The 21,775-nt window shown below is 66.6% G+C and carries 20 protein-coding genes; 8 read left to right on the top strand and 12 right to left on the bottom strand.

Annotation, left to right across the window (positions count from 1 at the left end; all coding sequences use genetic code 11):
- Positions 1-698: 698 nt before the first annotated feature.
- The 3 genes from rpsI to PARJ55_RS0119340 all read right to left on the bottom strand — a co-directional run bounded on the left by rpsI (position 699) and on the right by PARJ55_RS0119340 (position 2,219).
- Positions 699-1,178 (bottom strand): 30S ribosomal protein S9, encoded by a 480-nt coding sequence (gene rpsI / locus PARJ55_RS0119330; protein ID WP_036699012.1) that lies wholly within the window; start codon positions 1,176-1,178, stop codon positions 699-701.
- Between the two features lie 3 nt (positions 1,179-1,181).
- A complete protein-coding gene (gene rplM, locus PARJ55_RS0119335) occupies positions 1,182-1,646 on the bottom strand; it encodes a 50S ribosomal protein L13 (protein WP_028714494.1) in 465 nt (154 codons plus the stop codon).
- Between the two features lie 150 nt (positions 1,647-1,796).
- The gene (locus PARJ55_RS0119340; RefSeq protein ID WP_028714495.1) at positions 1,797-2,219 is read right to left on the bottom strand and encodes a PaaI family thioesterase; all 423 of its coding nucleotides are present in this window, start codon (positions 2,217-2,219) and stop codon (positions 1,797-1,799) included.
- A gap of 84 nt (positions 2,220-2,303) precedes the next feature.
- Here PARJ55_RS0119340 and PARJ55_RS0119345 point away from each other — a divergent pair, with 84 nt between their 5' ends.
- Positions 2,304-3,104: an enoyl-CoA hydratase gene (locus PARJ55_RS0119345; protein ID WP_028714496.1), complete on the top strand. Its 801-nt coding sequence runs from the start codon at positions 2,304-2,306 to the stop codon at positions 3,102-3,104.
- Here the strand turns inward: PARJ55_RS0119345 and PARJ55_RS0119350 are convergent.
- From PARJ55_RS0119350 to PARJ55_RS0119390, 9 genes are all read right to left on the bottom strand, one after another.
- Positions 3,101-3,844 carry a cytochrome c biogenesis CcdA family protein gene (locus PARJ55_RS0119350; protein WP_028714497.1) on the bottom strand — a complete coding sequence of 248 codons (744 nt, stop codon included), beginning with the start codon at positions 3,842-3,844 and terminating at the stop codon, positions 3,101-3,103. The two genes, PARJ55_RS0119345 and PARJ55_RS0119350, sit on opposite strands and share 4 nt — an antisense overlap.
- A gap of 76 nt (positions 3,845-3,920) precedes the next feature.
- A complete protein-coding gene (locus PARJ55_RS0119355; protein WP_028714498.1) occupies positions 3,921-6,548 on the bottom strand; it encodes a ribonuclease E/G in 2,628 nt (875 codons plus the stop codon).
- A gap of 450 nt (positions 6,549-6,998) precedes the next feature.
- The gene (locus tag PARJ55_RS0119360; protein ID WP_028714499.1) at positions 6,999-8,324 is read right to left on the bottom strand and encodes a sigma-54 dependent transcriptional regulator; all 1,326 of its coding nucleotides are present in this window, start codon (positions 8,322-8,324) and stop codon (positions 6,999-7,001) included.
- A 19-nt stretch (positions 8,325-8,343) separates the two neighbouring features.
- Complete coding sequence (locus PARJ55_RS0119365; protein WP_028714500.1) at positions 8,344-10,137, bottom strand: ATP-binding protein; 1,794 nt, start codon at positions 10,135-10,137, stop codon at positions 8,344-8,346.
- 65 nt (positions 10,138-10,202) lie between these two features.
- Positions 10,203-10,871 (bottom strand): phosphoribosylformylglycinamidine synthase subunit PurQ, encoded by a 669-nt coding sequence (purQ, locus tag PARJ55_RS0119370; protein WP_028714501.1) that lies wholly within the window; start codon positions 10,869-10,871, stop codon positions 10,203-10,205.
- 218 nt (positions 10,872-11,089) lie between these two features.
- Positions 11,090-12,304 carry an NADP-dependent isocitrate dehydrogenase gene (locus tag PARJ55_RS0119375; protein WP_028714502.1) on the bottom strand — a complete coding sequence of 405 codons (1,215 nt, stop codon included), beginning with the start codon at positions 12,302-12,304 and terminating at the stop codon, positions 11,090-11,092.
- A gap of 88 nt (positions 12,305-12,392) precedes the next feature.
- Positions 12,393-12,791, bottom strand: a complete 399-nt coding sequence (locus PARJ55_RS0119380) for a hypothetical protein (protein WP_028714503.1) — start codon at positions 12,789-12,791, stop codon at positions 12,393-12,395.
- Between the two features lies 1 nt (position 12,792).
- Positions 12,793-13,917 carry an HD domain-containing protein gene (locus tag PARJ55_RS0119385; RefSeq protein ID WP_028714504.1) on the bottom strand — a complete coding sequence of 375 codons (1,125 nt, stop codon included), beginning with the start codon at positions 13,915-13,917 and terminating at the stop codon, positions 12,793-12,795.
- Between the two features lie 36 nt (positions 13,918-13,953).
- Complete coding sequence (locus PARJ55_RS0119390; RefSeq protein ID WP_011749233.1) at positions 13,954-14,613, bottom strand: alpha/beta hydrolase; 660 nt, start codon at positions 14,611-14,613, stop codon at positions 13,954-13,956.
- 166 nt (positions 14,614-14,779) lie between these two features.
- Here PARJ55_RS0119390 and PARJ55_RS0119395 point away from each other — a divergent pair, with 166 nt between their 5' ends.
- The 7 genes from PARJ55_RS0119395 to PARJ55_RS0119425 form a co-directional block, all read left to right on the top strand.
- Positions 14,780-15,238 carry an Rrf2 family transcriptional regulator gene (locus PARJ55_RS0119395; protein ID WP_024845794.1) on the top strand — a complete coding sequence of 153 codons (459 nt, stop codon included), beginning with the start codon at positions 14,780-14,782 and terminating at the stop codon, positions 15,236-15,238.
- A gap of 3 nt (positions 15,239-15,241) precedes the next feature.
- Entirely contained in the window at positions 15,242-16,267 is a 1,026-nt protein-coding gene (locus PARJ55_RS0119400) for a Gfo/Idh/MocA family protein (RefSeq protein ID WP_028714505.1), read from the top strand.
- A gap of 119 nt (positions 16,268-16,386) precedes the next feature.
- On the top strand, positions 16,387-17,493 hold the full coding sequence (locus PARJ55_RS0119405) for a carboxynorspermidine decarboxylase (RefSeq protein WP_028714506.1): 1,107 nt from the start codon (positions 16,387-16,389) through the stop codon (positions 17,491-17,493).
- A 48-nt stretch (positions 17,494-17,541) separates the two neighbouring features.
- Entirely contained in the window at positions 17,542-18,765 is a 1,224-nt protein-coding gene (locus PARJ55_RS0119410) for a saccharopine dehydrogenase family protein (RefSeq protein WP_028714507.1), read from the top strand.
- Positions 18,766-18,883: 118 nt separating this feature from the next.
- Positions 18,884-20,188 (top strand): AI-2E family transporter, encoded by a 1,305-nt coding sequence (locus PARJ55_RS0119415; RefSeq protein WP_232215753.1) that lies wholly within the window; start codon positions 18,884-18,886, stop codon positions 20,186-20,188.
- A 69-nt stretch (positions 20,189-20,257) separates the two neighbouring features.
- The gene (locus tag PARJ55_RS0119420) at positions 20,258-21,271 is read left to right on the top strand and encodes a GlxA family transcriptional regulator (RefSeq protein ID WP_028714509.1); all 1,014 of its coding nucleotides are present in this window, start codon (positions 20,258-20,260) and stop codon (positions 21,269-21,271) included.
- Positions 21,272-21,353: 82 nt separating this feature from the next.
- On the top strand, positions 21,354-21,775 hold a 422-nt coding region (locus tag PARJ55_RS0119425), incomplete at its 3' end, for a hypothetical protein (protein WP_028714510.1).

Consider the following 21,775-nt stretch of genomic DNA (forward strand, 5'->3'; position numbering starts at 1 on the left):
GCCGCCAGCGTTCGTTCTGAGCCAGGATCAAACTCTCAAGTTGAAAGCCACCGAAGCAGCTATCCTTGACAGAAGAACCTTGCACATCTGTCACCCGCGACTAGCGGGTGATCATCTCTGCTTGTCGTTCCACAAAACGTGAACCGTCAAACAGTGAAGCTGACACCTGGATCATCGGGTTCCCCCTACCAGGCCGATATGCAAACTCCCTCGCCGAAAAACGACCAGACCGCCCGCATATCCCTTCAGATATACCATAATGTCAAAAAGCAGAGGAAACAAACTACCCGAACCGCACCAAATTCATGGCGAAGTCCAAGCCATCCATTCCCAAGATTTCCGGTCCTTGCCGCGCCCAGCGCCGCTAGATCCGTCCGCCGCAGCGCCTTGCTGCGTCGGTGAAGCGGTATCTAGGGGCTGCGGATGCGGCTTGCAAGCGGAAAAATGCGCCCTTCCGGAAGAAAAATGGCAAGCCAATGATTTCATGTCATTTTTCTGTCGCAGATTCGGGCAGATAATTCCCGCCCTGCCGGGCCTTCGGGCAGGCCGTGAAGCGGGAACGCATGCGGGCGGGCCGATTGCGCCGCCGAGTCGGACCGGGATGCACCGCCGGCCCCGCCACAGGATCGCTTCGGAAGCGGCCGGAAAAGAAAAACGCGGCCCCGAGGGACCGCGTCTGCATCGCCTGGAAGCGGGGATCAGCGCTTCGAGAACTGGAACGAGCGGCGCGCCTTCGCCTTGCCGTATTTCTTCCGTTCCACCACGCGCGAGTCGCGGGTCAGGAAGCCGGCCGCCTTCAGGGCGGCGCGCAGCGAAGGTTCGTGCAACTGCAGCGCCTTCGAGATGCCGTGCTTGACCGCACCCGCCTGGCCCGACAGGCCGCCGCCGGCGACGGTGGCGTAGACGTCATACTGACCCGAGACGCCGGCAACCTCGAAGGGCTGGCGCAGGATCATCTGCAGCACCGGACGGGCGAAATATTCGGCCATGTCCTTGCCGTTGACGGTGACCTTGCCCGAACCCGGCTTGACCCAGACGCGGGCGACCGCGTCCTTGCGCTTGCCGGTGGCATAGGAACGGCCCAGCGAATCGCGCTGCGCCTCGCGAACCGGGGCAGCCGCCGGAGCAGCCGTCGCGACCGATTTCAGATCGTCGAGGGTTTTGATGTCTTCGGCCATGGCTTACGCGCTCCGGGTATTCTTGGCGTTCATGGACTTGACGTCCAGGACTTCGGGCTGCTGGGCCTCATGCGGGTGCTCGGCACCGGCATAGACGCGCAGGTTGGTCATCTGCTTCTTGCCCAGCTTGTTGCGCGAGATCATGCGCTCGACGGCCTTGATCACCACGCGCTCGGGATGGGCGCCTTCCAGGATCTGGCGCGCGGTGCGGTGCTTGATGCCGCCCGGATGGCCGGTATGCCAGTAGTATTTCTTGGCATCGCGCTTGTCGCCGGTCATCTGCACCTTGTCGGCATTGATGATGATGACGTTATCGCCCATGTCCATGTGCGGGGTGAAGGTCGGCTTGTGCTTGCCACGCAGGCGCATCGCGACGATCGAGGCAAGGCGGCCCAGCACGACGCCCTCGGCGTCGATCAGGATCCACTTCTTCTCGATCTCCGCCGGTTTCGCGGTATAGGTTTTCATCTGTCGGTCCCTTTGGGGGCTGTAATTCGAGATGGCGGTATATCGGCGAAAGCCGCGCGTAGGTCAAGCGCATCACGGCCCTATTCCAGAAGCGATTTCATATACTTACAAAATAGGTATTTAAATACCGCATCGCAAACCCTGCCGGGGTCAGCGTTTCGGCGGAATCGAATAGGTCATCGAGCAGCGCGCCACCGGCTCCTCGGCGCCCTCGGAACGGATCAGCACCTCGCCCACGGCCAGCGCCCGCCCCAGCTTCAGGATGCGGCAATCGGCCAGAAGGTCGCGCCCCGCCTGGGGCTTGCGCATGAAGTCGATCGAGGCGTTGGTGGTCACCGCCAGCGCCACCTCGCCGATCCGGGCCAGGATGGCCAGGTAGATCGTCACGTCGGCCAGCGCGAACATGGCCGGGCCGCTGACCGTGCCGCCCGGGCGCAGGTGCTGGTCGTCCACCGCCAGCCGCGCGGTCAGCCGCGCCTCGTCCAGGGATTCGACCCGGACCTGCCCGGCCACCTGCGGGAACGCCCTGCCCAGGAATTCGTTCAGCGCCTCGCGCCCCATCACCAACGCCATGCTTCCCCCCTGCCGGAACGGCGGCTAGACTGACCGGCAAAGCCCGGAAAAGACAAGCCTCGCCGTGGCGTCAGGAGGAATCGCATGAAGGACGGGAACCCCGAACCGCTGGTGCTGCGTCAGGACGACGGTCCTGTCGCGCGCGTGATCCTGAACAGCCCGATGAATTACAACGCGCTCTCCACCGCGATGATCGATGCGCTGTCGGATGTGCTGGATGAGATCGCGGCGAATGACGGCATCCGCGTCGTGGTTCTGGCCGCGCGCGGCAAGGCCTTCTGCGCCGGGCACGACCTGCGCGAGATGCAGGGCGCGCGCAATGACGAGGACGACGGCCGCGCCGCCTATGGGCGGCTGTTCTCGCGCTGCGCCGAGATGATGCAGAAGCTGCCTGCCCTGTCCCAGCCAGTCATCGCCGAGGTGCAGGGTATCGCCACCGCCGCGGGCTGCCAGCTGGTCGCCAGCTGCGACATGGCCGTGGCGGCCGAGGACGCGCGATTCGGCGTGAACGGGGTCAATATCGGGCTGTTCTGCTCGACGCCGATGGTGGCGCTGTCCCGCGCCATCCCGCCGCGCGCCGCCTTCGAGCTGCTGGTGACGGGCGAGTTCATGGACGCGGCCCGGGCGCGCGAGTTGGGCCTGATCAACCGCGTCGCCGCGTCCGAGGCGCTGGAGGCCGAGACGATGGCCCTGGCCCGGCTGATTGCCGGGAAACTGCCCGCCGCCGTGCGCATGGGCAAGCGCGCTTTCCATGCCCAGCGCAGCCTGGGCCTGGCCGAAGCCTATGAGGTCGCCGGCGCGGTGATCTGCGAGAACATGCTGCTGCCCGAGACCGCCGAGGGCATCCAGGCCTTTCTGGAGAAACGGCCGCCGAACTGGGACTAACCCAGCGCCGCCAGCCAGGGAAAGGTCTCCAGCAGCCAATAGGCGAAGGCCGGGAAGGCTCCGGTCAGCAACGCCACGCCGACCACGACCAGCAGCCCGCCCATGATGCGCTCGATCAGCTTCAGATGCGGCTTGATGCGGTTCATCAGGCCGATGGCCCGGTTGATGAAGATGGCCGACAGCAGGAAGGGGATGCCCAGCCCCAGCGCATAGACCGCCAGCAGCGCCGTGCCCTTGCCCATCGCGCCGCCAGTCGCGGCCAGCGACAGGATCATGCCGAGCTGCGGCCCGATGCAGGGCGTCCAGCCGAAGGCGAAGGCCAAGCCCAGGACATAGGCCCCCAGCGCGCTGCCGCCCCGCTCCTGCGTGTCGATGCGCGCCTCGGCATCCAGAAAGGGGATGCGGATGATGTGCAGGAAATGCAGGCCCAGCAGGATCACCACCACCCCGGCGCCCCGCGCCAGCAGATCCTGCCACTGCAGGAACATCCGCCCGAAGGCCGAGGCCGCCATGCCCATCAGCAGAAAGACCGTGGACAGGCCCATGACGAAGAACAGCGCCGGCACCACGGCGCTGCGCTCGCCCGATTTCAGCCCGCCGACCCCGACCCCGGTCATATAGGCCAGATAGGGCGGCACGATCGGCAGCACGCAGGGCGACAGGAAGGACAGGATCCCGGCCAGCAGCGCGACCGTCGCGGCGGGCAGGAAGGCGGCATCTGCTAGCTCGATTCCCAACATGGCCGGCACCTTGGCGCAAGGAAAGGGCGCGGGAAAGCCCCGCGCCCGTCACTCTTTCGTGGAAGGCTGCGGCAGATCAGCCCAGGGACCACCAGCCGCGGCGCTTGGGACGCGGAGTCTCCTCGGCCATCACGGGCTCGGAAGCGGGTTGCGCTTCGGGCTCGGGCGCGATCTCGGCGGGCTCCTCGTCCGGTTCGGCTTCCACCACAGCATCAGTGGCTTCGGCTTCGGCTTCGGCTTCGGCTTCGGCTTCGGCTTCGGCTTCGGCTTCGGGCAGATCGGCGGCCGGCGCCTCATCCGCAACAGGCTCGGCGGCAGACTGCCCCGGCGCGGCGGCTTCCGGTTCCGGCTCGGCCGGCCCGGTCTCGGCGGTCGCGGGCAGCTCTTCCGCCACGGGCTCGGCAGCGACCGGCTCGACCGGAGTCCCCTGCAGAGCCACCACCTCTGCAGTCGCGACCGGCTCGGCCACGGCGGCCTCCGCCTCGGCCGGCTCATCGGTCTTGCGGCGGCGCGAGCGGGTGCGTCGGCGCGGCTTCTCGGCCTCTTCCGCGACCGGCGCCGATGCGCTCTCGGCTTCAACCGAGGCCGCCGCCGTCACCTCGGCTTCCGCAGGCTGCTCGGTCTCCTCGGTCTCCGAAACCCCCTCCTCGCCGTCCTCGGCGTGATGCGCCTCGCCCTCGCCGTTCTTGCCGCCCCGGCGGCGACGGCGGCGGCGGCGGCGCTTGCCGCCATTCTCGCCATCGCTGCCCTCGGCACGGCCGTCCTCGGCATGATCCTCCTCGGCGGTCTCCTCGACCTCTTCCTCCTCGGCCGGCTCCTGGTCATCGATCAGCGCCATCAGCCGGGCATCGACCGAGACCACAGGCGACACAATCTCGGGCACGTTGCGGGTGGCGGTCTTGAACTTCTCGATGGCGAAATCGGGCGAGATCAGCGCCGGATCGGCCTCGACCCGGACCGAGAGACCATAGCGCGCCTCGATCGTGGCGATATGCTCGCGCTTGGCGTTCATCAGGAAATTGGCGACCGCGACCGGCGCCTTGACCAGCACCTCGCGCGAACGCTTGCGGGTGCCCTCTTCCTCGATGGCGCGAAGGATGGTCAGCGCCAGGCTGTCGTCCGAACGGATCAGCCCGGTGCCATGGCAATGCGGACAAGGTTGCGTGGTCGATTCCAGCATGCCCGGCCGCAGCCGCTGGCGCGACATCTCCAGAAGGCCGAAGCCCGAGATGCGCCCGACCTGGATGCGCGCCCGGTCGGTCTTCAGCCGCTCCTTGAAGCGTTTCTCGACGGCGGCGTTGTTCTTGCGCTCCTCCATGTCGATGAAGTCGATGACGATCAGGCCCGCAAGGTCGCGCAGCCGCAGCTGGCGCGCGATCTCCTCGGCGGCTTCCAGGTTCGTCTTCAGCGCGGTTTCCTCGATCGAGCCTTCCTTGGTGGCCCGGCCCGAGTTCACGTCGATGGCGACCAGCGCCTCGGTCACGCCGATGACGATGTAGCCGCCGGATTTCAGCTGCACGACCGGGTTGAACATGCCGCCCAGATAGCTTTCCACCTGATAGCGCGCGAACAGCGGCATCTGGTCGGTGTAATGCTTCACGTTCTTGGCATGGGACGGCATGATCATCTTCATGAAGTCCTTGGCCGTGCGATAGCCGCGCTCGCCCTCGACCAGCACCTCGTCGATCTCCTTGCTGTAGAGATCGCGGATCGTGCGCTTGATCAGGTCGCCTTCCTCATAGATCGGCGCCGGGGCGATGGACTTGAAGGTCAGTTCGCGGATCTGCTCCCACAGCCGCATCAGGTATTCGTAGTCGCGGCGGATCTCGGTCCGCGTCCGCTGGCTGCCGGCGGTGCGGATGATCAGGCCGGCGCCTTCCGGCACCTCCAGCTCGCTGGCGATCTCCTTCAGCTTCTTGCGGTCGGCGGCGTTGGTGATCTTGCGGGAAATCCCGCCGCCGCGCGCCGTGTTCGGCATCAGCACGCAATAGCGGCCGGCCAGAGACAGATAGGTGGTCAGCGCGGCGCCCTTGTTGCCGCGCTCCTCCTTGACGACCTGGACCAGCATGATCTGCCGGACCTTGATCACTTCCTGGATCTTGTAGCGGCGGGCGCGCGGCTTGCGGGGGGGCGAGATTTCCTCGGCCACGTCCTCTTCGGCGACGGATTCGATGCCGTCATCCTCGCCGCTTTCCTCGGCGCTGTCCGCAGCCGGTTCCGGCTCCGGCGTCGCGGCAGGCTCGGCGGCAAGGCCCTCGACCGGGGCAGCATCGCCCTCGGAGGGGTCCACCACGGCCATGCCGGCGATCTCGTCCGAAGCCAGCACGGCATCACCGCTTTCGGCGGCGGCGGCCTTGGCCGGCTTGCGGCGACGGGGGCTGCGCTTTTTCTCACCCTCGTCGGCCTCGGCGGCGGCAGCCTGGCGCTCTTCCTCGATCAGCGCCTTACGGTCGGCGGCGGGGATCTGGTAATAATCGGGATGGATCTCGGCAAAGGCCAGAAAACCGTGGCGGTTGCCGCCGTAATCCACAAAGGCGGCCTGCAGCGAGGGTTCGACCCGCGTCACCTTGGCCAGATAGATGTTGCCAGCAAGCTGCCGCTTGTTGACCGTCTCGAAATCAAATTCCTCGACTTTGGTTCCATCGACCACGACAACCCGAGTTTCCTCGGAATGCGTGGCGTCGATCAGCATTTTCTTTGACATGTTTCCGTCTTTCGGGCAGCCGCATCGGCCCGCACACTGGCGGGGGCAAGGTCCGGCTGCCGCATGAGAGGACAGCGAAGGCCGCGCCGCCAGCAGCAATCGCGGCGGTCAGGGTCTTGCCCTGCCGCCGTGCCCGATCAAGCTGCGTTGCGCGATCCATCGCGTCTGTTTACCTTTCTTGGCCCATCCCGCTTGCGCGGTCCGGGCTGCGATCACGGATGCCCAGAGGCCCCTTGGGGCGTGGGCAGGATTTTCCGCGCGTGGCACCACCGGCACTTTTCGGGTGTCGCGGCTGGCTGGCGCGCTGCGAAACTGGCGAGGTCGAGCAACCATAAGTTGTGGCGCCCACCCTACTCGGGCAAGATAGCGGGGAAGGGCCCGCCGTTACAATGGGTTTTTCAGCCAAGGCCAGGATTCGCCGATCCGGCGGACCTGCCGCCCTCCGCCCGCTCAGAGGTAATCGCCCCGGCTCAGCCCGTATTTCGCCATCTTTTCGTTCAGCGTCCGGCGCGGCAGGCAAAGCTCGTCCATGACGGCGGCGATGCTGCCCTTGTGGCGGCGCATCGTGTTGTCGATCAACATCTTCTCGAAGCTTTCGACATATTCCTTGAGCGGCTTGCCCTCGGTCGTCGTCGCCTCCTGCGTATCCTCGCCGTCCGCCATCAGCAGCGAGGCGATCGAGCCCGAGCCGCGGCGGTTCTGCAGGACCGCGCGCTCGGCCACGTTGATCAGCTGGCGCACATTGCCCGGCCAGGGCGCCTGCAGCAGCTGCGCCGCCTCCTGCGCCGTCACGTGCGGCGGCTCGCAGCCGTATTCCTCGGCGAATTGCTCGGTCATGCGGGTGAAGAGCGTCAGGATGTCCTCGCCGCGCGAGCGCAGGGGCGGCAGGGTGATCTTCAGCGCGGTCAGGCGATAGAACAGGTCGGGCCGCAGCGAATCCTCGGCCCGGCGCCCCTCGCCGCGCGCGTTCGAGATGGCGATGATCCGCGTCTCGGCCGGGCTGCCCTGGTCGGCGATAAAGGCCAGCAGCCGCGCCTGCAGCGGGTCGGACAGCGCCTCGATATCCTCCAGGCACAAGGTGCCGCCGCGCGCCTCCTCGACGGCAGGCAGGCCGTTTTCGACCGGGCCGAACAGCTTCGCGGCCAGCACCTCGTCGTTATAGGCCGCGCAGGAGATCGGCACGAATTTCTTGCTGGCACGCGGCCCCACGGCATGCAGCGCATGCGCGACCAGCGTCTTGCCGGTGCCGGTCTCGCCGTCGATCAGCACATGGCCGTCGGCCTGGCCCAGGTCCAGGATATCCTCGCGCAGCCGGTCCATCACCGGGCTGGCGCCGATCAGCTTGGACATGACCTGCTGGCCTTCGGAAAGGTCGCGGCGCAGGGCGCGGTTGTCCAGCGTCATGCGCCGGGCCTGGCTGGCCTTCTTGACCAGCTCGGTCAGGCGCTCGGGGTTGAAGGGCTTTTCCATGAAGTCCATGGCACCGATCCGCATCGCCTCGACCGCCATCGGCACGTCGCCATGGCCGGTGATCATGATGACCGGCAGGCCCGAATCGATGCCCATCAGCCGCTTGAGGAAAGCCATCCCGTCCATGCCCGGCATGCGGATGTCGGAAATCACCACGCCGGGCCAGTCCGCGCCGATCACCTTCAGCGCCTCTTCGGCGGTGGCAAAGGTCTCGGCGTCAAAGCCGGAAAGCGCCAGCCACTGGCTGATCGATTCGCGCATGTCGGGTTCGTCATCGACGACGGCTATCTTCAAAGTGCGGCTCATGGGCCTTTACCTCTTTCCATCATTCCGCCGCCAGCCGCGTCCCGGCCTTGCGGCCAGGATCGTGCAGCGGCAGCTCAAGCTCGAATACGGCGCCCCTGCCCCCTTCGTCCGAGGCGTTATGCGCCGTCAGTCGCCCCCCGAAATCCGCGGCGATGCCCGACGAGATCGCCAGCCCGAGACCGGTCCCCTCCCCAGGCTTCTTCGTGGTGAAGAAGGGTTCAAACAGATTTTCCAGGTCCGATACACCCGGCCCGTTGTCGCGCACGGACAAGAATGCGTGAGAGCCCGAGCTCACGGTGATCTCGATGGCCGGGTCGCGGATGCCCTTGATCGCGTCGATGGCGTTGCGCAGCAGGTTGATGATGATCTGCTCCAGCCGGATGCGGTCGCAATAGACCATGACCGGATAGCGCGGGATATTGCGCTGCAAGCGGATGGTGCGGCTCCGCAGCTGCGGCTCCATCATCACCAGCGCGCTGGACAGCGCGGCACGCAGGTCCACCGGCTCGAAGGCCTCGCCGCCCTTGCGGGCATAGGATTTCAGCTGCCGGGTGATGGCGCCCATGCGCTCGACCAGGTCGTCGATGCGCTGGAAGCTGGACAGCGCCTCCTCGGCCCGGCCGCGCTGCAGCAGAAGCCGCGCCCCGGCCAGATAGGTCTTCATCGCCGCCAGCGGCTGGTTCAGCTCATGGCTGACGCCGGCCGACATCTCGCCCAGCGCGGCCAGCTTCGATGATTGCTGAACGGTCTGCTCGGCGACGCGCAGCTCTTTCTGCATGCGCTCGCGCTCGGCGATCTCGCGGGTCAGGCGCAGGTTCAGCGCCCGCAGATCGGCCGATTCCCGCATCCAGGCCGCCGATTCCACCCGCGCCCGGCGCGACAGCAGATAGAACACCGCCGCCAGCAGGATGGCGAAGCCCATGATGACCATGGCCAGAACCGCATTCACCCGCTCGCGCACCGATTCATAGGTGGTGAAGGCGATCATCTTCCAGCCGCGGAACGGGATGCGGGTCTCGGACTGCATCACGGCGCGGCCCTTGACATAGGCATCGGCCGGCGGCGCGGCCCAATCCGCCGTGACCTGGAAGGCCCGCGCGATGGCCGAGGGGGCCGAGCGCACCGCCAGCGCCTCGGGCAGGGTCAGGCCGCGCCAGCGCGGCTCGGTCGACAGGATGATCTGCCCGGCGCTGTCGGTGACCGCGATGGCGTCCGATATCCCGGCCCAGGACCGCACCAGCCGGGACAGGTCGGCCCCGACCACCACCACGCCCAGCGTGCGCCCGTCCGACACGACGGTGCGGGAATAGGTGAACTCATAGGCGCCCTGCGGCGAGGGCGAGACGGTGAAGACCGTATCCTTGGACCGCAACGCCTCGACGAAGAACGGCTCCTGCACGTAATTGGTGCCGATCAGGTGGCGGTTGGTCGATCCGACCACCCGACCCGAGGCGTCCAGCAGCTTGATCGAGGCCGCCGCAATCTCCTTCTGGGCCGAGATCAGCCGCGCCGAGGTGCCCGAGAAATCATTGCCCGACAGGGCCGAGATCAGCGCCGGGTCGCGCGCCAGCAGCAGGGGCACCACCGAGGTGCGCTGCAGTTCCGACAGCAGGTTGCCGGTATACAGCGCCGAGCGCAGCTCGGTGCGCACGCGCGTCGTCTCGGAAAACCGCGCGGTCAACCAGGCATTGGTGAACCAGACCGTGCCCGCAGCCACGATCAGCAGCACGGCGATCGCGCCGCGCAGGCCCCAGCGACTGGTCATAGCCGCCCTGCCATCCGGGAATCCGGTGGAATCGTCTTCCTCTCGCATGAGCCTCCGGCACCGCCCCCCATGGGGATCGATGCAGTCTAGTGCGCGAAGGGTCGCCGCTCAAGTCAGGCCGCGACAAGCTCCTGAACCAGCGAGGCGAACAGCCGCGCGCCATCGGTGCCGCCATGCGCCGGATCGGCGGCACGTTCGGGATGCGGCATCATGCCCAGCACCCGGCGGTTTTCGGACAGCACCCCGGCGATATCCTCGACCGAGCCATTGATCCCCGGCGCGTAGGTGAAGGCGATGCGGTCCTGATCCTTCAGCGCCGCCAGCCCTTCGGCATCGATCTGGTAATTGCCGTCGTGATGCGCGACCGGCACCCGGATCTCCTCGCCCGCCGCATAGGCCGCGGTGAAGGGGCTGGCCGAGGTGGCGACCTTCAGCACCACCTCGCGGCACAGGAAACGCAGGCCGGCATTGCGCATCAGGGCGCCGGGCAGCAAGTTCAGCTCGGTCAGCACCTGAAAGCCGTTGCAGATGCCCAGCACATAACCGCCGCGCGCCGCATGGGCCTTGATCGCGCCGGCGATGGGCGAATGCGCGGCGATGGCACCGCAACGCAGGTAGTCGCCAAAGGAAAACCCGCCCGGCACCGCGACCAGATCCGTGCCGGCAGGCAGCGCCTCGTCCTTGTGCCAGACGCGCGCCACCGCGGCCCCCGCCTGCTCCAGCGCAATGGCCAGGTCGCGGTCGCAATTCGATCCGGGAAAGGTGATGACGGCAGCTTTCATGGCGGGCCTCCGGGATAAATGCCTCGCGCCTCCCATACTGCAAGCCGGCGCGACTGTTAAGCGGCTTTGCACGGCCGCCGGGCTACTTCGTTCCCAAAGCACTCAAATCCCCGACACCCGCGCCCGCCCTTTCACCGTTTCCCAAATACTCATGCGGCGGCGCCACAAGCGAAAAGGGCCGGGTTTGCCCCCGGCCCTTCGCAATCCTGCGCGACGGATCAGCCCGCCAGCGCCTTGTTCAGGTATTCGTCGACCTTTTCCAGGTAGCCCATGGTGGTCAGCCATTTCTGGTCCGGCCCGACCAGCAGCGCCAGGTCCTTGGTCATGTAGCCGTCCTCGACCGCCTGCACGGTGACCTTCTCCAGCGTCTCGGCGAAATTCTTCAGCGCCGCGTTGTCGTCCAGCTTGGCGCGGTGCTTGAGACCGCCGGTCCAGGCGAAGATCGAGGCGATCGAGTTGGTCGAGGTCTGGTTGCCCTTCTGGTGCTCGCGATAGTGGCGCGTCACCGTGCCATGCGCGGCCTCGGACTCGACGATCTTCCCGTCCGGGGTCATCAGCACCGAAGTCATCAGGCCCAGCGAGCCGAAGCCCTGCGCGACGGTGTCCGACTGCACGTCGCCGTCGTAGTTCTTGCAGGCCCAGACATAGCCGCCCGACCATTTCATCGCCGAGGCGACCATGTCGTCGATCAGGCGATGCTCGTAATGGATGCCCTTCTTCTTGAACTCGGCCTCGAACTCTTCCTCGTAGACCTTCTGGAACAGGTCCTTGAAGCGGCCGTCATAGGCTTTCAGGATGGTGTTCTTGGTCGAGAGATAGACCGGATAGCCGCGGTTCAGCCCGTAGTTCATCGAGGCGCGGGCGAAGTCGATGATCGACTGGTCGAGGTTGTACATCGCCATGGCGACACCGGCGCCCGGGGCCTGATAGACCTCGTGCTCGATGGTCTCGCCATCCTCGCCGACGAACTTGATCGTCAGCCGGCCCTTGCCCGGGAAGCGGAAATCGGTGGCCTTGTACTGGTCGCCGAAGGCGTGGCGGCCGACGACGATGGGCTGGGTCCAGCCGGGGACCAGGCGCGGGACGTTCTTGCAGATGATCGGCTCGCGGAAGATCACGCCGCCCAGGATGTTGCGGATGGTGCCGTTGGGCGACTTCCACATCTTCTTCAGGCCGAATTCCTCGACGCGGGCCTCGTCGGGGGTGATGGTGGCGCATTTCACGCCGACGCCGTATTGCTTGATCGCCTCGGCCGCGTCCACGGTGATCTGGTCTTGGGTGCGATCGCGCTCCTCGATGCCGAGGTCGTAATATTTCAGGTCGATGTCCAGATAGGGAAGGATCAGCTTCTGCTTGATGAAGTCCCAGATGATCCGGGTCATCTCGTCGCCGTCGAGCTCGACGACGGGGTTCTCTACCTTGATCTTCGACATGGGTGGTCCCTTCGATTAGGATTCGGCTCGGTGGCGCTATAGCGGCATTCAATGCGAAAGGAAAGCCCGGTATGCGATTGCATACCGATCAATGCGGCCGCTTCGGCAGAAAGGCGTAAAGCAGCAGGGCCACCAGCCCGCAAGCGCTCGCCCGCAGCGCGAAGGAACTGGTGAAACCCTCGCCCACGCCAAGGAACGAACGGCCAACCGTCAGGCCGACCAGCAGCAGGAAAAGCCAGGGCTGCTCAGCTCGCCGGATGCCATGCGGAAAGGACAGCCGCAACGCCAGCAGGCAAAGCAGGACCAGGCCCAGCGCCTCGCCGATGCCGATCACCCGGGCTTCGAGCCGCGAAACGGCGCGGAAGGCCTCGAAGCCGCTGCCCGGCGCATAATCCCCGGCGATCAGCGCCGCCGCTAGCCGCAATCCGTGATCCAGCGCGCCCATCCCCAGCACGCATAGCGCAAGCGCGGCCAGCCGTCCGCCCATGTCAGCCCCGGAAATAGACCCGCGCGCTTTCGCTGAGCCAGGACCACAGCGTCGGCGCGCCGCGTTCGATGCGGACCCCGACGCGCTCGACCAGCTGTTCGTAGGTCACGCGGTATTCGACCCAGGTGCCCCCGCCCGAGGCGATGTTCTGCATCACCGGCTGCGCCCGGTCGAGCGACTTGGCGAAGACCGCGTCGGGGGTCTCGTTCGCCTCGAACTCGGTCCAGAGCGCATGCAATCCGGCCCCTTGCGCCACCGGCAGCAGGCCGAAGATCCGCCCGGCGGCGGCCTGTTCGGCGGCCAGCTGCGCCGCGCCGTGATGTGCCGCGCCGCCCTGCGCGTGGATCGGCACGTCGCCGGTATCGATCTCGACCAGATCGTGGATCAGCAGCATGCGGATCACCCGGCCGATCTCAACGCCCTCGCCGGCATGGGACGCCATGACCAGCGCGTAAAGCGCGAGGTGCCAGCTGTGCTCGGCGCTGTTCTCGCGCCGCGAACAGTCGCAGAGCAGGCTGGCGCGCAGCACCGATTTCAGCCGGTCCGCCTCGGCCAGGAAGGCCAGGCGCTGCGCCAGTTCCCCCTGCGGCGCGCGGCCATCCAGCAGGGCCTGCGCGGCCTGCATCGCCTCGGGCCATTCCGACCACAGCCGCCGGGCGCGGCCCGATGTCATGTTGTCGCGGACAATGGCGACGTGATTGGCCAGCGGCTCGGGCGCGCAAAGCACCTGGAACAGCGGCTGTATGTGGTCCATGCGCTTGGCCATGCGGGCATCCGGGCTCTCGCCGGCCTCGAACTCCCGCCACAAGGCCAGCAGCGCCTCGCCGCCGGGCAGCATGCCGAACAGCCGGCGCGCGGCGGCTTCCTCGGCCGCCTGCACGGCGGCCGCGTCATGGGCCAGATGAATCGGATGGTCGCCGCAATCGATCTCGACCAGGTCGTGCAGCAGCAGCATGGCGATGGCGCGGTCCGAAGCGCCGAAGACCAGCGCATAGAGCGCGACGTGCCAGCTGTGCTCGGCGCTGTTTTCCGGCCGCGACAAGTCCATCAGCACATTCGCCCGCTCGACGGATTTCAGCCGGTCGGCCTCGGTCAGGAAGGCGAATTGCAGGGTCAGGTCGGTCATCTCGAATGCCTGGGGCCGGCAATGCCGGCCCGTTTCCTATCGCGTGTTCTCGGTCAGGCGGCGGCGCACATAGGCCTGCACCGTGTCGATCATCGGCTTCATATGCACCTCGTCGTCGCGGAAGAAATGGTCCGCGCCCTCGATCTCCTCATGGGTGATGGTGATGCCCTTCTGCTCGCGCAGCTTGGCGACCAGCGCATGGGTGTCCTTGGGCGGCGCCACCCGGTCGGCGGTGCCGTTGATGATCAGCCCCGAGGACGGGCAAGGCGCAAGGAACGAGAAATCATACATGTTCGCCGGCGGCGCGACCGAGATGAAGCCGGTGATCTCGGGCCGCCGCATCAAGAGCTGCATGCCGATCCAGGCGCCGAAGCTGAAGCCCGCCACCCAGCAATGCTTGGAGTTCGGGTTCATCGCCTGCAGGTAGTCCAGCGCCGAGGCGGCGTCCGACAGCTCGCCGATGCCCTGGTCGAATTCGCCCTGGCTGCGGCCGACGCCGCGGAAGTTGAACCGCATGACGGTGAAGCCCATGCGGTGGAAGGCATAGTGCAAATTGTAAACGACCCGGTTGTTCATCGTGCCGCCATATTGCGGATGCGGGTGCAGGATGATGGCGATGGGCGCGTCGGGCGCGGCTTGCGCGTGATAGCGCCCCTCGAGACGACCTTCGGGACCGGGGAAAATCAGTTCGGGCATGGGCTTCCTTTGAAACTCGGGTTCCTTGACCCAGTGGCGTCGCGGCTCTAGATCGTCAATCTGGGAAGCGCGCCCGACATAGGCAAGACGCATTCAAGGACGGCGCCGGGGGAATTAGCCCCTGGCTCGCGCGTCGTCAATGGTTTGCGGCGGGAGGAGAGGCAAGATGAAACTGTCCACCAAGGGACGTTACGCGATGGTCGCCCTGGTCGATCTGGCCATCGCCAAGGGCGACGAGCTGACCTCGCTGGCCGAGATCTCCAAGCGGCAGGACATCTCGCTGCCCTATCTGGAGCAGCTTTTCGTGCGGCTGCGCCGCGCCGGGCTGGTCGATTCCGTACGGGGACCGGGCGGCGGCTACCGGCTGGCCAAGGCGCCCGAGACGATCCGCGTGGCCGATGTGCTGGAAGCGGTGGACGAAACCGTCAGCGCGCTGCATGTCGGCGCCGGCGCCTCGGGCGGGGTCTCGGGCTCGCGCGCGCAGACGCTGTCGAACCGGCTGTGGGAGAGCCTCTCGGCGCATGTCTACGTGTTCCTGCACAATCATACGTTGGCGGACGTGGCAAGGAACCAGCTGCTGCCCTGCCCCGCCCTGCCCAAGATCCTCTCGATCGTGGACGACTAGGCCATGCGGGTCCTGGTCGCCGGTCTGGGCAATATGGGGCGCAGCCATGCTCTGGCCTGGCTGAAGCAGCCGGGGGCCGAGGTCATCGGTCTGGTCAACCGCTCGCCGGTCGATCTGCCCCCCGAGCTTTCGGCGATTCCGCAAAGCCAGGATTTCCACGAGGCGCTGCAGCGCCTTCGCCCCGACGTTGCGGTGATCGCCACCTATTCCGACAGCCATGCCGAATATGCCATCGCCGCGCTGCGCGCCGGCGCGCATGTCTTCGTCGAAAAGCCGCTGGCCACCACGGTCGAGGACGCCCGCCGCGTGGTCGAATGCGCCGGTGAGACCGGCCGCAAGCTGGTCGTCGGCTACATCCTGCGCCACCATCCCAGCTGGCAGCGCCTGATCGCCGAGGCGCGCGCGCTGGGCGGGCCCTATGTGTTCCGGTTGAACCTGAACCAGCAAAGCTCGGGCCCGACCTGGCAGGTGCACAAGGCGCTGATGCACACCACGCCGCCCATCGTCGATTGCGGCGTGCATTACGTCGATGTCATGTGCCAGATCACCGACGCGCCCCCGGTCGAGGTGCGCGGCATGGGCCTGCGCCTTTCGGACGAGATCGCGGCCGAGATGTATAACTACGGCCATTTCCAGGTGATCTTCCAGGACGGCTCGCTGGGCTGGTACGAGGCCGGCTGGGGGCCGATGATGTCCGACACCGCCTTCTTCGTGAAGGACGTGGTCAGCCCCCGCGGCGCCGTCAGCATCCGCATGCCCGAGGACGCGCGCTCGGACGATATCGACACCCATACCCGGACTGCCACCCTGCGGCTGCATCGCGTCGGAGAGCCGGATCAGGATCTCTCGATGCGGGACGAACCCGGCCATCAGGAGCTTTGCGACGCCGAGGCCGCCTTCATGGCGCGCGCCATCGCCGGGGACATGGATCTGGACCGCCACATGCGCGACGCGGTTTCCTCGCTGGCCGTCTGCCTGGCCGCCGACGAATCCGTCCGCACCGGCCAGCCGGTGCGATTGCGCATCTGACCCCCGGAACGCGGCCGCCGTCACGCCCCTGTCACGCTTCCTTGCGAAATGCGGGACATGGCCCTAAATGAGCCCTTCGTTTCCCGCTTTCACGGTCGCAAGACCAAAGGACCCGCGCCATGTCCGACCTGCAGACGCCCTATTACCTGATCGATCTCGCCAAGCTGCGGGTGAACATGGAGCGAATCCGCTATCTGCGCGAACGCTCGGGGGCGAAATGCCTGCTGGCGCTGAAATGCTTCGCCACCTGGTCGGCCTTCGACTTCATGCGCGACTTCATGGACGGCACCACCTCGTCCTCGTTGTTCGAGCTGCGGCTGGGGCATGAGGAATTCGGCAAGGAGACCCATGCCTATTCCGTCGCCTGGGCCGATCACGAGATCGACGAGGCGCTGGGTTATGCCGACAAGATCATCTTCAACAGCCTGGGCCAGCTTGACCGCTATGGCGCGCGGGCCAAGGCGCGTGGCATCGCCATGGGGCTGCGGCTGAACCCGCGCTTCTCGACCAGCGGGTTCGACCTGGCCGACCCGGCCCGGCCCTTCTCGCGCCTGGGCGAATGGGATCTGAACCGGCTTGAGGCGGCGCTTGACCGCATCTCGGGCGTGATGATCCATTACAATTGCGAAAATGCCGATTTCGAGCTGTTCGACGCGCAGCTCGACCGGATCGAGGCGGAGTTCGGCGGCTTCCTGGAAAAGCTCGACTGGGTCTCGCTGGGCGGCGGCATCCACTTCACCGGCGAGGGCTATCCGCTGGACAAGCTCGCCGACCGGCTCAGGGCGTTCTCGGAAAAGTTCGGCGTGCAGGTTTTCCTGGAACCGGGCGAGGCCAGCATCACCCGCTCGACCTCGCTGGAGGTGACGGTGCTGGACACCATCCACCACGGCAAGGACGTGGCCATCGTGGACAGCAGCATCGAGGCGCATATGCTCGACCTGCTGATCTATCGCGAGACGGCGAAGCTGCCGCAGGAGGGCGAGCATCCCTGGCAGATCGCCGGCAAGACCTGCCTGGCCGGCGACATCTTCGGCGAGGGCCGCTTCCCTGCCCCGCTGAAGGTCGGCGACCGGATCAGCATCGCCGATGCCGGCGGCTACACCATGGTCAAGAAAAACTGGTTCAACGGCGTTCCCATGCCCGCTATCGCCATCAAGGCCGAGGACGGAACGATCCGCGAGGTTCGCCGGTTCACCTACGACGACTACAAAGCCAGCCTGTCCTGACCAGGCGCAAGCCATCCCCTTTCCTTAGCCCCCGAAAAGGAGACTGAATTGGCCAAGAACGTGCTCATCATCGGCGCCGGCGGCGTCGCCCAGGTGGTCGCGCATAAGGTGGCGCAGAATGCCAAGGAATTCGGAACGCTGCATATCGCCAGCCGAACCGTGTCCAAGGCCGAGAAGATCATCGCGAGCATTCGTGAGAAAGGCCATTCGGTCGCATTCGCCGCCCATCCGCTGGACGCGATGGACAGCAAGGCGGTGGCCGAACTGATCCGCCAGATCGACGCCGGCATCGTGATCAACGTCGGCTCGGCCTTCATCAACATGACCGTCCTGCAAGGCTGCATCGAGACCGGCGCGGCCTATATCGACACGGCCATCCACGAGGACCCCGCCAAGGTCTGCGAGACACCGCCCTGGTATGCGAACTACGAATGGAAGCGCCGCGAGGATTGCGAGAAGGCCGGCGTCACCGCCATCCTGGGCGCGGGCTTCGATCCGGGCGTGGTCAACGCCTATGCCCGGCTGGCCGAGGACGAATATTTCGACAAGATCGACTCGATCGACATCGTGGACATCAATGCCGGCTCCCACGGCCGCTATTTCGCCACCAATTTCGACCCCGAGATCAATTTCCGCGAATTCACCGGCACGGTCTATTCCTGGCAGGGCGGCGAATGGCGCACCAACAAGATGTTCGAGGTGGGCCGCGAATGGGACCTGCCCGTCGTCGGCAAGCGCACCGCCTATCTGTCCGGCCATGACGAGGTGCACAGCCTCTCGGCCCGCTACAAGGACGCCGACGTGCGCTTCTGGATGGGCTTCGGCGAGCATTACATCAATGTCTTCACCGTGCTGAAGAACCTCGGCCTGCTTTCCGAGCAGCCGGTCAGGACCGCCGAGGGGCTGGAGGTCGTGCCGCTGAAGGTGGTCAAGGCGGTGCTGCCCGACCCGGCCAGCCTGGCGCCCGATTACGAGGGCAAGACCTGCATCGGCGATCTGGTCAAGGGCACGCTGGACGGCAAGCCGGGCGAGGTCTTCATCTACAACGTCGCCGACCACAAGGACGCCTATAACGAGGTCGGCAGCCAGGGCATCAGCTACACGGCAGGCGTGCCGCCGGTCGCGGCGGCGATCCTGGTCGCGCGCGGCACCTGGGACGTCAAGAAGATGGCCAATGTCGAGGATCTGCCCGCCCGGCCCTTCCTTGAACTGCTGGGCGAACTGGGCCTGCCCACCCGCGTCATCGACGCCTCGGGCGATCATCCGCTGTAAGCGGCCCGCCCGCTTGCCGAAAACGCCCGCGGCGGGGAACCCGGCCGCGGGCTTCGCGTTTCCCCCGCGCGGAACGGGGGAGGGTCGGATGCCGCCAGATCAGCAACGCAGCAGCCACATGTTTCCCTTTTCCCCGCCCTCGGACAAGGGCGTGGCCAAGGTCGCCAACTGGGCGGTGATCGGCATCTTCGTCATCCTGCTGTTCAGCTTCTTCGCGCAGGCCCGCAGCTTCCTGATGCCGGTGACGCTGGCGATCCTGCTGTTCTTCGTCTTCATCCCGTTCCGCCGGCTGATGGAGCGGCTGGGCATCGGCGCCGTGGTCACCGCCGCCATCGTCTCGTTGGGACTGGTGGTGGCCGTGGTGCTGATCGGCTTCATCATCTCGGGGCCCGCTAACCGGCTGATCGAGAACGCGCCGCAGATATCCGAGCGGCTGGAGCAGCGGTTCACCGAATTGCGCAGCAATTTCCGCGGCATCGAGCGCGCGGCCGAGAAGATCGACGAGATCGCCGGCGGTGGTGCGTCCGCACCCGAACCCGCCCCCGCCTCCGGCGAGACGCCGCCCGATGCGACGCTGACCGGCACCCTGAGCACGGTGCCCGCCCCCGGCGCCCCGCAGACGCCCGACCAGCAGATCCAGGTCGAGGTGAATGCCACGCCGCCATCCTCGACCCTGGCCAGCGTGCTGGACCTCGGCCCCGCCTTCGTCGGCCAGATCATCTTCACGCTGTTCTTGCTGTTCTTCCTGATCTCCTCGGGCGACCTGCTTTACCTGAAGATCGTGCAGAGCTTTGATTCCATGCGCGAAAAGCGCGCCGCCTACCTGGCGCTGCGCGAGATCGAGGACAGCCTGGGCACCTATCTGGGGGCGATCACCCTGATCAATGCCTGCCTGGGACTGGCCATCGGGCTGGCCATGTGGGCCTGGGGCATGCCCAGCCCGGTGCTGTTCGGGCTGGCGGCATTCCTGCTGAATTTCATCCCCTATCTGGGTTCGGTCACCGGCATCATCATCGCCACCCTGGTCGGCCTGTTCGTCTTTGACGGCCTGTTCGCGCCCCTGATGGTGGGGCTGACCTATCTGGCGATCACCGCGCTGGAGGGGCAGTTGATCACCCCCTATTTCGTCTCGCGCCGGTTGCAGCTCAGTACGGTGGTGGTGTTCCTGACCGTGGCGCTCTGGGCCTGGCTCTGGTCGGTGCTGGGCATGATCGTGGCCGTGCCGCTGCTGGTGGTGATGCGGGTGCTGGCCGACCACATTCCCGGCCTGCAGAAATTCGGCAATTTCCTGGCCGGCGAGGACCCGCCCGCGCTGGAGGACGAGGACGAGGAAGAGGCGCGCGAACTGGTCGAGGCCGGCGACGAGGCGGAGGATGCCGCCGCGGCTTCGGCGGCGACCATGGTGCTGGCCACCAAGGATTGATCGCGACGGCTCTGGATAATTGGCGAAAACATGGCATGATCGCGACGCCATTCATGGACGAATCGCGACATGCCCGAACACGACCCCTCCGCCGATCCGAACCAGCCGCGACTGCGCATCGGCTTCCTGCTGACCCCGCGCTTCACGCTGTCGGCCTTTGCCACCTTCGTGGACGTGTTGCGGCTGGCGGCCGATGACGGCGACGGCTCGCGCCCGATCCGCTGCCGCTGGCGGGTGCTTTCGTCGGACATGACCTCGGTGCAATCGTCCTGCGGCATGCGCATCGAGCCCGAGGAACGGCTGGGCGACCCTGCCCGCTTCGATTACATCATCACCGTGGGCGGGCTGATCGACGGCGGGCCCGGCCTCTCTCCGGACCAGGCCGCCTTCCTGCGACGGGCCGCGGCAGCGCGGGTGTCGCTGGGCGGGCTCTGCACCGGCGTCTTTGCCATGGCCCGAATCGGGCTGATGGACGGCTATCGCTGTTGCGTCAGTTGGTTCCATCATCAGGATTTCCTGGCGGAATTCGAAAAGATGCGCCCGGTCTCGGACCAGATCTTCGTGGTGGACCGCGACCGGATCTCTTGTTCGGGCGGGGTCAGCGCCGCGCATCTGGCGGCCTTCCTCGTCGATCGCCACCTGGGACGGGCGGCGGCGCGCAAGGCCCTGTCGATTCTGATGATCGACGAGCCGATGGCCGGAGACCGTCCTCAGCCTGGTCTTCCGCTTGAGCTGCATGCGCGGGACCCTCTGGTGCGGCGGGCGCTTCTGGCGATGCAGCAGAACCTGCATGCACCGCTGCCGATCGCGCGCATTGCCCGCGATCTGGGGGTGGGGCGGCGCAAGCTTGAGCGGCATTTCAACGCCGACCTGGGCATCCCGCCGGCCGATGCCTCGATCCGNATCCGGCTGGCGCAGGCGCGCATGCTGCTGGCGCGCACCGACCGCACCGTGACCCGCATCGCCGAGGAGACCGGCTTCTGCGACGCCTCGCACCTGATCCGCGTCTTCCGCGAGACCGAGGGCAGCACGCCCGACCTCTGGCGCCAGAGCCGCGGCCTGCCGGCCGGGGAGGCGCCCTAGCCGCCCGTTGCACGGCCCTTTGCGGCAACGCTGGCGCCTCTGCCGGATAATGGCCCGGCCATTCGGATGAGGAGAGGGACAGATGCCGAACAAAGCCACAGTCAGGGGGGTGCTGGTGGACGCGACGCTCGCCCCGGTCGCCGCGGGCAAGATCGTCGCCACGCTGCAGGGCTCGGACATTTTCGACGGCGGGGTGCGGGTGGTGACGCAGAAGGTCGAGGCGACCACGAATGCGCGGGGCGAATGGGCGCTGGCGCTGATCGTGAACGGCGAGGGCGAGACGGCGGGCACGAGCTGGACCATCGAGGGCTACAACCAGTATGTGGCCAAGGTCTTCGAGGCGAAGGCGCTGTTTCTGGCCTCCGGCCTGGAGATCACCCTGGGCGACCTGGAAAAGACCAGCGCCCAGAACCTGAAGGCGGCGCGCGAGGCCGGCCTCGCCCGGCTGATCCTCGCCGCCGATTACGACAGCTATCAGGCCATGCCGGAAAACCAGAGGCGCCA

The organism is Paracoccus sp. J55 (genome assembly GCF_000513975.1).
In the GTDB taxonomy this organism is placed as follows: domain Bacteria; phylum Pseudomonadota; class Alphaproteobacteria; order Rhodobacterales; family Rhodobacteraceae; genus Paracoccus.